This window comes from Streptomyces sp. SID13666 (assembly GCF_010548325.1).
In the GTDB taxonomy this organism is placed as follows: Bacteria; Actinomycetota; Actinomycetes; order Streptomycetales; family Streptomycetaceae; genus Actinacidiphila; species Actinacidiphila fildesensis.
Window position 1 is genome coordinate 21111 of record NZ_JAAGLX010000067.1, and the last position, 12665, is coordinate 33775.

The following is a 12665-nucleotide window of genomic DNA, read 5'->3' on the forward strand; positions in this document are numbered from 1 at the left end:
CGGCGCGGCACCTGTCCCCACGGGAGGCCGCACGCGGTGTCGCGGCGGTGGGCGCATTCACTAGGCTTCCGGTCATGCAGGCGACCGCGTACACATACGACCCCGGGACACGTGCCGGCAGCGTGCTGCTCGACGACGGGACTCCGCTGCCGTTCGACGCGGCGGCCTTCGACGCGGGGGGCCTGCGGCTGCTGCGGCCGGGCCAGCGGGTGCGGATCCGCACCGAGGGGGACGGCGACGACCGCCGGGTGGTCTTCCTGACGCTGCAGACCTTCGCGGATCCCCAGGCGCCCAAGGCGTAGCGGCGGGCCGGGAGCCGCCGGACCTGCCGGAGAACGGCGCGGGCCGGGCTCCCTGGTGGGGAGCCCGGCCCGTCGCGGCCTGCAGGTGGTGACTACTTCTTCGCAGTCCGCTTCACAGCGGTCTTGCGGGCGGCACTCTTCTTGGCCGGGGCCTTCTTCGCCGTGGCCTTCTTGGCCGGGGCGGACTTCTTGGCGGCGGCCTTCTTGGCGGTGGCGGCCTTCTTGGCCGGGGTCGCCTTCTTCGCCGCGGCGGTGGTCTTCTTCGCCGTGGTCTTCTTGGCGGTCACTGTCTTCTTCGCGGGAGCCGCCTTCTTGGCGGTCACGGCCTTCTTCGCCGCGGTGGCCTTCTTGGCCGTGGCCTTCTTGGCCGCGGCCTTGGCGGTGGTACGGGTGGAAGCCCCGCCACTCAGGCTGCCCTTGGGCGCCTTCTTGACCGCGACATCGTTCTTCGGGAGCTTCTTGGCCCCGCTGACCAGGTCCTTGAAGCCCTGACCCGCGCGGAAGCGCGGCACCGAGGTCTTCTTGACCCGGACCCGCTCCCCGGTCTGGGGGTTGCGGGCATAGCGGGCGGGACGGTCGACCTTCTCGAACGAACCGAATCCGGTGACCGAGACCCGGTCGCCGGAGACGACCGCGCGGACGATCGCGTCGAGAACCGCGTCAACCGCGTCCGCGGCGGCCTGGCGGCCACCTACCTTGTCGGCAATCGCTTCTACGAGCTGCGCCTTGTTCACGTCTTCCCCTTCGGAAACTTTGCCCGGCGAATGAGTACGGGCTTTTTCGCACGTTAGGCGGATATATACCGCAAATCAAATACGAAACGGGCGAATCACCCTTGTGCCGCAACGAACTCGGCTCTCAGACAGTTCCTTGATCAAGAAATCTGCCCTGGTCGAGCTCCCGCAGGAAGACGTCCAGACGCCGTGCCGCACCGGCGAGATCATGCTTGGCCGCAGCAGTCACGACGAGGAGTTTCCGGTTCAACTCCAGCCTTACGTCATCGGGTACTTGGAGATTCGCGACGCGCGCGTGCGCCTCCTTCAGCCGGGCGGCGAGGACCCCGTAGAGCTCGAGTTGGCCATCGCGTTCCATGTACCGATTGTGCCATCTGCGGTGAGTTGTCGCGCACGACAGGACCAATGTCTCGCGCGACAGGGCCAATACGGTGGTCCGGGCATGCCGAAGCGCCCCCCGCGGACCGCGGAAGGCGCTTCGAAATCCGGCCGGATCCCCTCGCAGGGACGGTCAGACCTGCACGGTGCTCGGCTTGTGCGCCGGGCGGGAGCGCTCATAGGTGGTGATGTCCGCCTCGTTGGCGAGGGTCAGGCTGATGTCGTCCAGCCCTTCCAGCAGGCGCCAGCGGGCGTTGTCGTCCAGCTCGAACGCCGCGGTGATGCCCTCGGCGCGCACTTCCCTGGCCACCAGGTCGACCGTGACCTCGGCGGTCGGGTCGGCCTCGGTCAGCTTCCACAGCCGCTCGACGGTCTCCTGCGGCAGCACGACCGTGAGCAGGCCGTTCTTGAGCGAGTTGCCCCGGAAGATGTCCGCGAAGCGGGACGAGATCACGGCTTTGAAGCCGTAGTTCTGCAGCGCCCACACCGCGTGCTCGCGGGACGAGCCGGTGCCGAAGTCGAAGCCGGCGACCAACACGGTCGCCCCCGCGCGCTCGGGCAGGTTGAGAACGAATTTCTCGTCCTTGCGCCAGGCCTCGAAGAGCCCGTCCTCGAAGCCGTTGCGGGTGACCTTCTTCAGCCAGTGGGCCGGGATGATCTGGTCGGTGTCGACGTTGCTGCGGCGCAGCGGGACGGCCCGGCCGGTGTGTGTGGTGAACGCTTCCATCGGTATCAGGCCTCCACAGCGGTACGGGCGTCGGAGTCGGTCAGGTCCGCGGGCGAAGCGAGGTGCCCGAGTACCGCCGTGGCGGCGGCGACCTGCGGCGATACCAGGTGCGTACGGCCGCCCTTGCCCTGCCGTCCCTCGAAGTTGCGGTTGGAGGTGGACGCGGAGCGCTCACCAGGGGCGAGTTGGTCGGGGTTCATGCCCAGGCACATCGAGCAACCGGCGTGCCGCCATTCGGCGCCGGAAGCGGTGAAGACCTTGTCCAGGCCCTCGGCGACGGCCTGCAGGGCGACCCGGACGGAGCCGGGGACGACCAGCATGCGGACGCCGTTGGCCACCTGTCGACCCTCGACGATGGACGCCGCGGCCCGCAGATCCTCGATCCGGCCGTTGGTGCAGGAGCCGACGAAGACGGTGTCGACCTTGACCTCGCGCAACGGCTGGCCCGCGTGAAGTCCCATGTACTCCAGGGCCTTCTCGGCGGCCTGGCGGTCGCTGGGGTCGTCGAACGACGCCGGGTCCGGCACCGAGGCGCTCAGCGGGGCGCCCTGGGCGGGGTTGGTGCCCCAGGTGACGAACGGGGCCAGTGCGGCACCGTCGATGTAGACCTCGTGGTCGAAGACCGCGTCGTCGTCGGTGCGCAGGGTCTGCCAGTACTCGACGGCGGCGTCCCAGTCCGCGCCCGTGGGGGCGTGGTCACGGCCCTGCAGATAGTCGAACGTGGTGCGGTCGGGGGCGATCATGCCGGCCCGCGCGCCCGCCTCGATCGACATGTTGCAGACGGTCATCCGGGCTTCCATCGACAGCTTCTCGATGGCCGGGCCGCGGTACTCGATGACATAGCCCTGGCCGCCGCCGGTGCCGATCTTCGCGATGATGGCGAGGATCAGGTCCTTGGCGGTGACATCGGCGGGCAGTTCGCCACCGACGGTGATCGCCATGGTCTTGGGGCGGGCCAGCGGCAGGGTCTGGGTGGCCAGAACGTGCTCGACCTGGCTGGTGCCGATGCCGAACGCGAGCGCGCCGAAGGCGCCGTGCGTGGAGGTGTGGCTGTCGCCGCACACCACGGTGGTGCCGGGCTGGGTCAGGCCCAGCTGCGGTCCCACCACGTGGACGACGCCCTGCTCGACGTCACCCAGCGGGTGCAGACGGACACCGAACTCCGCGCAGTTCTTACGCAGCGTCTCCAGCTGGGTACGGGAGACCGGGTCGGCGATCGGCTTGTCGATGTCGAGGGTCGGAGTGTTGTGGTCCTCCGTGGCGATGGTGAGATCGGTCCGCCGCACCTGGCGCCCGTTCAACCGCAGACCGTCGAAGGCCTGGGGGCTGGTCACCTCGTGCAGCAGGTGCAGATCGATGTAGAGAAGGTCGGGCTCGCCCTCGGCGCGCCGGACGACATGGTCGTCCCAGACCTTTTCCGCGAGTGTCCTACCCATCGCTGTCCCTCCGACCGGCGTCGCTGCCGGCCAACTCGTCTGATGTGGACTCCGTCCGGTCCCCTGGTTCCGGTCGGCGTCCCTGCCGTGCTCCCCAGCCTGACGCTTTCGCTGGAAAATTGAACTTGCGTTTCACAGTGTGAGACGCGAATATCGTTGCATGGACAACTCTAGCGGCGTCGGCGTTCTCGACAAGGCGGCTCTGGTGCTCAGCGCGCTGGAGTCCGGACCGGCCACCCTGGCCGGGCTTGTCGGCGCCACGGGCCTCGCCCGCCCCACCGCGCACCGCCTCGCGGTCGCGCTCGAACATCACCGGCTGGTCGCCCGTGACATGCAGGGCCGCTTCATCCTGGGCCCCCGGCTCTCCGAGCTCGCCGCCGCGGCGGGCGAGGACCGGCTGCTGGCCACGGCGGGACCGGTCCTCACCCACCTGCGGGACGTGACCGGCGAGAGCGCCCAGCTCTACCGGCGCCAGGGCGACATGCGGATCTGTGTGGCCGCCGCGGAACGGCTGTCCGGGCTGCGGGACACCGTGCCGGTCGGCTCGACGCTGCCGATGAAGGCCGGGTCCGCCGCCCAGGTCCTGATGGCATGGGAAGAGCCGGAGCGGCTGCACCGTGGTCTCCAGGGTGCCCGATTCACGGCCACCGCGCTCTCCGGCGTACGCCGCCGGGGCTGGGCCCAGTCCATCGGCGAGCGGGAGCCGGGCGTCGCCTCCGTCTCCGCGCCGGTGCGCGGGCCCTCGAACCGGGTGGTCGCCGCCGTCTCGGTCTCCGGACCGATCGAGCGGCTGACCCGGCACCCGGGCCGGATGCACGCCCAGGCCGTCATCGACGCCGCGGGACGGCTCTCCGAGGCCCTGCGCCGCAACGGCTGAGACCGCGCTTTCCCACCACCACCCGTACCGAGCGCGCCGGTGCCGGGGGCTCCGTCCAAGCCCCCGGCACCGGCGCGCACCTGTTTCCCGTCCCCGGACGGCAGCCCGCCCGGTACGTCAGCCCGCCCCGGTACGTCAGCCCGCCCGGTACGCCAGGCGCTCCTTGGCGCTCTCGCCGCGGCGGCCGACCGGAATGACCCCGGTGGCCTCGCCCAGGCCGAACGCCGGCATGTTGATGTAGACCTGCTCGTAGCTGCCCGCGGGCACCGCGTAGGTCTCGTGGAAGAAGCCGACCTTGTTCTTCCCCGCCCGCACCCGCCGGTTGAAGGCCGCCCACGCCGGGCGGTGCTCGCCGTCCTGCGCCGAGGCGTAGGCGATCAGCTGCTCACGCGACTCCCAGTACTGGGTCACCTCGAAGACCCGCGGCATGCCCAAGTGGAGCCGGAAGCCCAGCAGTCCTCTCTCCTTCTCCCGCGACAGCTCCTTGAGCATGCGCGGCATCGCCCTCATCACCGGCCACCAGCTGCGCAGGGCCCAGAAGTTGTTGATCCGCATTCCGATGAGAAAGACGATCACCTCACCCTCCGCAGCGGCGGTGGTCCGGCCCTCGAACAGTTCGGCGCTCATGGTGGCTCCCCGGTGTCGTTGTATTGGATAGCTTCACTATCCATGGTTGGATAGTGCCACTCTCCAAGGAAGGGCGCAAGAGGATGAAGCTCGCGGAACTGAGTGAACGCAGCGGGCTCCCGGCCGCCACGATCAAGTACTACCTGCGGGAGCAACTGCTGCCCCCCGGCCGCCGGATCACCGCCACCCAGGCGGAGTACGGCGACGACCATCTGCGCCGGCTGCGCCTCGTCCGGGCCCTCATCCAGGTCGGGAGGATGCCGGTGGCCACCGCGCGCCAGGTACTGGCGGCGGTCGAGGACGAGTCGCTGGACCAGAACACGCGGCTGGGTGCCGCCGTCTGGGCGCTGCCGCAGGGTCCGAAGCCGGTCGAGGACGATCCGGCGACCGCGGTCGCCCGGCGCGAGGTGGAGCTGCTCATGCGGCGGCTCGCCTGGCAGGAATGCCTGGACGCCGGCGAGGAGGCCCCGGCCTGGGCGACGCTCGTGGTGGCGGTGTCGGCACTGGTCCGGCTCGGATATCCCTGTGACGCCGACGACTTGGCGCCGTACGCCCGGGCCGCGGCCCAACTGGCCGTTACCGACCTGGATCTTGTCGAAGGGTTCAGCACCCCCCTCGAACAGGTCGAGGCGGCGGTCGCGCTCACCGTGCTCTACGAGCCGGTCCTGCTGAGTCTGCGCCGACTCGCGGAGGCCGAGGAGTCCAACCGCCGTTTCGGCACCGGAGATTGAGCGCCGGCCCGGCGGGGCGCGAGGACACAGCAAAGAGGCCCTCCGCCGTGGCGGAGGGCCTCTTCGATACGTACCCCCGACCGGATTCGAACCGGCGCTACTGCCGTGAGAGGGCAGCGTGCTAGGCCGCTACACAACGGGGGCTCGCACTTGCTTCAACATACGCGGTACTGCGCTGGGGTACCAGGACTCGAACCTAGACTAAGGGAACCAGAAACCCTCGTGCTGCCAATTACACCATACCCCATGGTGTGTCAAGTACCCCCGACCGGATTCGAACCGGCGCTACTGCCGTGAGAGGGCAGCGTGCTAGGCCGCTACACAACGGGGGCCCTAGCGATCCTGCATCGTCACGGTCAGGTGCGACCCGAAGGTGACGGAGAGAAGGATCTGTACCCCCGACCGGATTCGAACCGGCGCTACTGCCGTGAGAGGGCAGCGTGCTAGGCCGCTACACAACGGGGGCTCGCACTTGCTTTGTACTGCGCTGGGGTACCAGGACTCGAACCTAGAATAAGGGAACCAGAAACCCTCGTGTTGCCAATTACACCATACCCCACCAAAACACAACCCCCTGGCCGGGGGTTTGTTTGATGTTGCGCTTCCGGCCTGGCCTTTCGGCCCGGTTGGGCGGCGCAGGAAGAACATTACCCGATGGGGGACGGGGCTCCAAAACCGGTATTCGCAGCCAGCAGCGCGGGCAGCTCCGCCAGTCCGATGATCCTTCGCAGGCCCGACGGGATATCCGGTCCCGCGGCGGTGCCCCGGCGGTCCAGCCAGATGCCGAACAGACCCGCCTCGTCCGCACCACGGGCATCGATCTCGGGCTGGTCGCCGACGTACGCCACCTCGGCGGGCGGCAGGCCCAGCGCCGCGCACCCCGCCAGGAACGCCCCGGCGGCGGGCTTGCTCACCCCCAGCTCCGCCGCGCACAGCAGCACCTCGAAACGGTCCCGCAGCCCGAGCGTGCGCAGCTTGCGCTCCTGGTGGACGGTGCTGGAGTTCGACAGAACTCCCTGCCGGTAGCCGGGCGCCAGCGCCGCCACGGCGGGCGAGGCGTCCGGGAACAGGGCCCAGGCGGCCTCGTAGTGGGAGACGTAACGGGAGAACCAGGCGGACGCCTCCGCGTCGCTCAGCGGCTCACCCAGGAACTCGCGGACCCGGTCGCGGCGCTGGCCCTCGTAGTCGACGGCTCCGTCCGCGAAACGCTGCCAGTGGCGCGCGGTGATCAACTGCCAACGACCGAGGGCCTGGCCGGCGGATTCGGATCCGCCGGCCAGGCCCTCGGCCACCACATGCTGCACAAACCCCTGCTCGTCGGCTGTCGTGAAGTCGAACAGGGTGTCGTCTACGTCCCAGAGGACGGCACGGATCGGCATGCCGCCAACCCTAGGACGGTGGCCCCGGAGCCGTCAGCCCCAGGACCGGACAGGCCCTAGCCGGCGAGCTTCGCCAGTGCGGCGTCGACGCGGGCCAGGGTGCGCTCGCGGCCGAGCACCTCCAGGGACTCGAAGAGCGGCAGGCCGACCGTGCGGCCGGTGACCGCCACGCGGACCGGGGCCTGGGCCTTGCCGAGCTTCAGGCCGTGCTCCTCGCCGGCCGCCAGCACGGCGCCCTTCAGCGACTCCGGGTCGGACCAGTCCGCGTCGGCGAGCTTGGCGCGGGCGGTGCGCAGCAGGGCGTCGGAGCCCTCCTTCATCGCCTTCTGCCAGGACGCCTCGTCCTCGGCCGGCTGGCCCAGGAAGAGGAAGTCGACATTGGCCGTGATGTCCGAGAGGACCTGGAGGCGGGTCTGGGCGTACGGGGCGATGGCCTCGAAGGCCGCCTGGTCGAAGGCCTCGGGGGCCCAGGGTGCGAACGGCGCCTTCAGCCACGGGGCACAGGCCGCCATGAACGCCTTCACGTCCAGCATCCGCAGGTGCTCGGCGTTGATGTGCTCGCACTTCTTGAGGTCGAAGCGCGCCGGGTTGGCGTTGACGTCCGCGATGTCGAAGGCCGCGACCATCTCCTCCATCGAGAAGAGGTCCTGGTCGGCCGAGAGGGACCAGCCGAGCAGCGACAGGTAGTTGAGCAGACCCTCTGGCAGGAAGCCGCGCTCGCGGTACAGGTTGAGCGAGGACTCCGGGTCGCGCTTGGAGAGCTTCTTGTTGCCCTCCCCCATGACGTACGGGAGGTGGCCGAACGCCGGGGTGGTGCCGTTGCCGACGCCGATCTCGGCGAGGGCGCCGTAGAGCGCGATCTGCCGCGGGGTGGAGGACAGCAGGTCCTCGCCGCGCAGCACGTGCGTGATCTCCATCAGCGCGTCGTCCACCGGGTTGACCAGCGTGTAGAGCGGCGCCCCGTTGGCCCGGACGATACCGAAGTCGGGCACGTTCTCCGGGGTGAAGGTCAGCTCGCCGCGCACCAGGTCGGTGAAGGTGATCGGCGCGTCCGGCATCCGGAAGCGGACGATCGACGTGCGGCCCTCGGCCTGGTAGGCCGCGATCTGCTCGGCGCCGAGGTCACGGCAGTGGCCGTCGTAGCCGGATGGCTTGCCGGCGGCGCGGGCGGCGGCCCGGCGGGCGTCCAGCTCGGGCGTGGTGCAGTAGCAGTCGTAGGCGTGCCCGGCGTCCTGGAGCTTCTTCGCGACGTCCGCGTAGATGTCCATGCGCTCGGACTGCCGGTACGGGGCGTGCGGGCCGCCGACCTCGGGACCCTCGTCCCAGTCGAAGCCGAGCCAGCGCATCGCGTCGAGCAGCTGCTGGTAGGACTCCTCGGAGTCCCGGGCCGCGTCGGTGTCCTCGATACGGAAGATCAGTTTGCCCTGGTGGTGCCGGGCGAACGCCCAGTTGAACAGGGCGGTGCGGACCAGGCCCACATGCGGGTTGCCGGTCGGCGAGGGACAGAAACGGACGCGTACGGGGGATGCGCTAGCCACGCTTGATCACCTTGTTGGTGAGAGTGCCGATGCCTTCGATGGAGACGGCGACCTCGTCGCCGACGTTGAGCGGTCCGACGCCTGCCGGGGTGCCGGTGAGGATGACGTCGCCCGGGAGCAGCGTCATCGCCTCGGTGATGTGCACGATCAGGTCCTCGATCGAGCGGACCATCTGGCTGGTCCGGCCCGCCTGGCGCAGTTCGCCGTTGACCGTGGCCGTGATGGCCAGGTCGGAGGGGTCCAGATCGGTCTCGATCCAGGGGCCGAGGGGGCACGCGGAGTCGAAGCCCTTGGCGCGGGCCCACTGGCCCTCGGCGCGCTGCGCGTCACGTGCGGTGACGTCGTTGGCGCAGGTGTAGCCGAGGATGACGTCCTTGACGCGTTCGCGCGGGACCTCGCGGCACAGCCGGCTGATCACGACGGCCAGCTCGGCCTCGTGGTGCACCTCGTTCGAGAACGAGGGGTACACGATCGGGTCACCGGATCCGACCACGGAAGTGGACGGCTTGAAGAAGGCGACCGGGACCGCGGGGACCTCGTTGCCCAGTTCCGCGGCGTGTTCGGCGTAGTTGCGGCCGATGGCGACGACCTTGTTCGGGAGCACCGGCGGAAGGAGCCGGACCTTGCTCAGCGGCACCTTGGTGCCGGAGAGCTCGAATTCGGCGAACGGGATGCCCTTGATGATGTCGAGGACGAGACCGTCGGGGACGGTCGGGTCGCCCTCGACCGCGCCGAAGGCGACATTGCCGTCGATGGAGAACCTGGCGATGCGCACGGGAAGCTGCTGCCCCTCACTGGCCGAAGACTGGATCTCTCCAGGTTAACGTGAGGCCCCGGGCGCACCCTGCTGATTTCCGCCGCTGCCCGTGGTTCAGGCGGTGGGCGCGTCCATGAGGATCGTGCGGCGCGGGTTGGCCGTCTGCTGCGGCAGCTCGTCGCCGATGATGTCCTCGGCCGCGATCACCGGGGCCTGCAGTTCCTCGGCATCCTTGAGGTGCATGAGGGTGGTGCGGCGCGGGTTGGCGATCGGGCGGAACAGCATGGTGGTCTTCATGGGGTGTCTGGGCCTCAGGGGGTCGGGGCGCCGGTTGCGACGCGGGTCTGCGGGGTCACCTGGGTGCACTGGTTTACAGAACGCTGCCGTGCGTAAAGATCCAGGCTAGTGGCGACAGTTCCCCGATTTACGCGACCCAGGCAACGATCTCGTTGTGATTTTGCTCACGAACTACCCGACATAAGGCCCGAATCGGGCGGTCCGCACCTCTCCATCAAGCGGACATTACGGGAGTTCACGGACCTTACCCTCCACCCGGACACGAGCCGTTCGCCCTGCCCGGAGCGCCCTTCGGTGCCCAAAAGTTCCAGAATCGCGGGCTTTCGCCGAAACGGACCTGAACGCTCTGTGCCCGGACCGGCGCAGTCAGTCACTCATGTCATTGACTGGGCTGCGGCCCTTGTTGGAGATCCTGCACTGTGCTGGAATTCCCCGGACCGCCACATCCATCGAAGCCAGCGCGTCAGGGGGCGCGTACGAGCATCGAGTGGCGGTGAAGGGCATCGTCGGTCATCCCTACTCCGGGATCACCGGGGCCCCCATGACTCGACACCGTCCCGCCGCACATGCGGGGGACGCCTGGTCCAGAGGTTGCGACGCTAGTGCAGGGACGTTTCAAGAGGGACAGCGGCGCTGCGGGCGACCCGGAGCAGCCCGGCGGAGCCAACAGCGGTCCGTCGCCGCAGCGATCCGACGACGCCGTGAACACCGCGGCCGCCGGACGCTCAAGCACGCACAGCGGCATCGACGCCGGCCGGATCACGGGCGGTGTCGGTAAGCCAGGCCCCCGAATAGCCATGCGCAACTGGAGGATCAGCACCCGTCTGATCTCTCTGCTCGCCCTGCCGGTGGTCGCGGCCACCTCGCTCGGTGCGCTGCGTATCTCCAGCTCGCTGGACAACATCGCCCAGCTCGAGCACATGAAGCAGCTCACCGAGATCACCGAGCACGCGACCGACCTCGCCGGCGCGCTGCAGGAGGAACGGGACCGCTCCGCGGGACCGATGTCCTCCGGCACCGGCAAGAGCGACGACGCCGTCGGCGCCTCCCGGGAGACGACCGACCGTTACCGCAAGCTCTTCCAGAGCACCACCGACGACGTCGACCCGAACGACCAGGTCTTCGTCGGTGTCCGCTCCACCCTGCTCGCGATCGAGCAGCAGCTCGGCAGCATCAACGAGATCCGTGACCAGGCCTACCAGCAGCCGCAGTACATCGCGCTGACGGTCAACAAGTACGACTCGCTGATCCAGTCGCTGCTCTCGCTGTCCCAGGACATGGCGCAGGCGACCAGCAACCAGGAAATGATCCGCAGCACCCGCGCGCTGGCCGCGTTCTCCTCCGCCAAGGAGTTCGAGTCCATCCAGCGCGCGGTGATCAGCGCCGCGCTCGCCCCGCAAGGCGGCGTCACGCTCTCGGAGAACGACTGGCAGTACGCGAAGGCCGCCGCGCAGTCCGAGAAGACCGCGCTGACCCGGTTCGGGAAGATCTACGGCGGCGCCGACTCCGTCGAGCTGATGGCCCCCCTCGAGGGCGGCAACGACACGATCAAGAACCACGACACCAACGCCACCCGGATCCTGAACTCCAAGGGCGGCATCAACACCTTCCAGGCCACCGGAGCCACCTACCGCGACTGGGACGACGCCGCCCGGAGCAAGATCCAGGCGATGACCAACATCGAGCGGTCGCTGCTCAACGAGATGCAGCAGCAGGCCCTCAAGCTGCGGGGCGAGGCCCAGCGCCAGGCGATCATCGACGGTGCGATCATCCTGATCGTCCTCGGTGTCGCCGTCGTCGGCGCCTTCATCGTGGCCCGCTCCATGATCCGCTCGCTGCGCCGGCTGCAGGAGACCGCCCAGGACGTCGCCCAGAAGCGGCTGCCCGAGCTGGTCAAGCAGCTGTCGGAGTCCGACCCGCAGGACGTCGACACGTCCGTCGTCTCGATCGGTATCCACAGCCGGGACGAGATCGGCCAGGTCGCCCGCGCGTTCGACGAGGTCCACAGCGAGGCCGTCCGTCTCGCCGCCGAGCAGGCGCTCCTGCGAGGCAACGTCAACGCGATGTTCACCAACCTCTCGCGCCGCAGCCAGGGGCTCATCCAGCGCCAGCTCTCGCTCATCTCCGAACTGGAGAGCCGCGAGGCCGACCCGGACCAGCTGTCCAGCCTCTTCAAGCTCGACCACCTCGCGACCCGTATGCGCCGGAACGGCGAGAACCTCCTCGTCCTCGCCGGTGAGGAGCCGGGCCGCCGCTGGACCCGCCCGGTCCCGCTGGTCGACGTGCTCCGTGCCGCGGCCTCCGAGGTGGAGCAGTACGAGCGCATCGAGCTCACCTCGGTGCCCGCCGCCGAGGTCACCGGCCGTATCGTCAACGACCTCGTCCACCTGCTCGCCGAGCTGCTGGAGAACGCCACCTCGTTCTCCTCCCCGCAGACCAAGGTGAAGGTCACCGGCCACGCGCTGCCGGACGGCCGGGTGCTCATCGAGATCCACGACACCGGCATCGGGCTCTCGCCCGAGGACCTGTCGGACATCAACGAGCGGCTCGCGAACCCGCCGACCGTGGATGTCTCGGTCTCCCGCCGCATGGGCCTGTTCGTGGTCGGCCGGCTGTCCCTGCGACACGGCATCCGCATCCAGCTGCGCCCGTCGGACTCCGGCGGCACCACCGCGCTCGTCATGCTGCCGGTGGACGTCACGCAGGGCGGCCAGAACGCCAAGAACGCGGCCGCAGGCAAGCGCGGCCCGATCGCGACGGGCATGCCCGGTACGCCCAACGGCCCCGGCGCCCCCGCCACCAACGCCTTCGGTGCCCCCGCCGGTCCCGCGGGACAGGTCGGCCGGCCGCCGCAGCGCGGCAAGGACGCGGGCGGCGGGCAG

General features: G+C 69.4%; 13 protein-coding genes and 5 tRNA genes. 4 read left to right on the top strand and 14 right to left on the bottom strand.

What is annotated here, in order from left to right:
• Positions 1-74 precede the first annotated feature (74 nt).
• Complete coding sequence (locus tag G3I60_RS40690; RefSeq protein WP_138356484.1) at positions 75-302, top strand: hypothetical protein; 228 nt, start codon at positions 75-77, stop codon at positions 300-302.
• Between the two features lie 92 nt (positions 303-394).
• On the opposite strand, the gene G3I60_RS40695 is transcribed toward G3I60_RS40690, so the two are convergent.
• The 4 genes from G3I60_RS40695 to leuC all read right to left on the bottom strand — a co-directional run bounded on the left by G3I60_RS40695 (position 395) and on the right by leuC (position 3577).
• Positions 395-1036, bottom strand: a complete 642-nt coding sequence (locus G3I60_RS40695; RefSeq protein WP_138356485.1) for an HU family DNA-binding protein — start codon at positions 1034-1036, stop codon at positions 395-397.
• 124 nt (positions 1037-1160) lie between these two features.
• Positions 1161-1394: a hypothetical protein gene (locus G3I60_RS40700; protein WP_138356486.1), complete on the bottom strand. Its 234-nt coding sequence runs from the start codon at positions 1392-1394 to the stop codon at positions 1161-1163.
• Between the two features lie 153 nt (positions 1395-1547).
• Positions 1548-2141 carry a 3-isopropylmalate dehydratase small subunit gene (gene leuD / locus G3I60_RS40705; RefSeq protein ID WP_138356487.1) on the bottom strand — a complete coding sequence of 198 codons (594 nt, stop codon included), beginning with the start codon at positions 2139-2141 and terminating at the stop codon, positions 1548-1550.
• Positions 2142-2146: 5 nt separating this feature from the next.
• On the bottom strand, positions 2147-3577 hold the full coding sequence (leuC, locus tag G3I60_RS40710; protein ID WP_164297865.1) for a 3-isopropylmalate dehydratase large subunit: 1431 nt from the start codon (positions 3575-3577) through the stop codon (positions 2147-2149).
• Between the two features lie 160 nt (positions 3578-3737).
• Here leuC and ndgR point away from each other — a divergent pair, with 160 nt between their 5' ends.
• A complete protein-coding gene (ndgR, locus tag G3I60_RS40715) occupies positions 3738-4454 on the top strand; it encodes an IclR family transcriptional regulator NdgR (RefSeq protein WP_138356489.1) in 717 nt (238 codons plus the stop codon).
• Between the two features lie 135 nt (positions 4455-4589).
• Here ndgR and G3I60_RS40720 read toward each other — a convergent pair whose 3' ends face one another.
• Positions 4590-5081 (bottom strand): DUF4188 domain-containing protein, encoded by a 492-nt coding sequence (locus G3I60_RS40720; protein ID WP_164297868.1) that lies wholly within the window; start codon positions 5079-5081, stop codon positions 4590-4592.
• Positions 5082-5164: 83 nt separating this feature from the next.
• Here G3I60_RS40720 and G3I60_RS40725 point away from each other — a divergent pair, with 83 nt between their 5' ends.
• Positions 5165-5812, top strand: coding sequence for a MerR family transcriptional regulator (locus tag G3I60_RS40725; protein WP_187145332.1), 648 nt, complete (start codon positions 5165-5167; stop codon positions 5810-5812).
• Between the two features lie 71 nt (positions 5813-5883).
• Here the strand turns inward: G3I60_RS40725 and G3I60_RS40730 are convergent.
• The 9 genes from G3I60_RS40730 to G3I60_RS40770 form a co-directional block, all read right to left on the bottom strand.
• Positions 5884-5956: transfer RNA gene (locus G3I60_RS40730), tRNA-Glu, on the bottom strand.
• A gap of 31 nt (positions 5957-5987) precedes the next feature.
• Positions 5988-6059 (bottom strand) — tRNA-Gln (locus G3I60_RS40735).
• 12 nt (positions 6060-6071) lie between these two features.
• A tRNA-Glu gene (locus tag G3I60_RS40740) sits at positions 6072-6144 on the bottom strand.
• 61 nt (positions 6145-6205) lie between these two features.
• Positions 6206-6278 (bottom strand) — tRNA-Glu (locus G3I60_RS40745).
• A gap of 21 nt (positions 6279-6299) precedes the next feature.
• Positions 6300-6371 (bottom strand) — tRNA-Gln (locus tag G3I60_RS40750).
• An 88-nt stretch (positions 6372-6459) separates the two neighbouring features.
• Positions 6460-7191 (bottom strand): HAD family hydrolase, encoded by a 732-nt coding sequence (locus tag G3I60_RS40755; RefSeq protein WP_164297872.1) that lies wholly within the window; start codon positions 7189-7191, stop codon positions 6460-6462.
• A 56-nt stretch (positions 7192-7247) separates the two neighbouring features.
• Positions 7248-8729, bottom strand: coding sequence for a glutamate--tRNA ligase (gene gltX, locus G3I60_RS40760; protein ID WP_164608457.1), 1482 nt, complete (start codon positions 8727-8729; stop codon positions 7248-7250).
• On the bottom strand, positions 8722-9504 hold the full coding sequence (locus tag G3I60_RS40765) for a fumarylacetoacetate hydrolase family protein (RefSeq protein WP_138356493.1): 783 nt from the start codon (positions 9502-9504) through the stop codon (positions 8722-8724). Before G3I60_RS40765 ends, gltX begins: the two co-directional genes overlap by 8 nt.
• Before the next feature lie 96 nt (positions 9505-9600).
• The gene (locus G3I60_RS40770; protein WP_138356494.1) at positions 9601-9783 is read right to left on the bottom strand and encodes a hypothetical protein; all 183 of its coding nucleotides are present in this window, start codon (positions 9781-9783) and stop codon (positions 9601-9603) included.
• A 602-nt stretch (positions 9784-10385) separates the two neighbouring features.
• Here G3I60_RS40770 and G3I60_RS40775 point away from each other — a divergent pair.
• Positions 10386-12665 (top strand): nitrate- and nitrite sensing domain-containing protein (locus G3I60_RS40775; RefSeq protein ID WP_164608458.1); only part of this gene is annotated, 2280 nt, incomplete at its 3' end.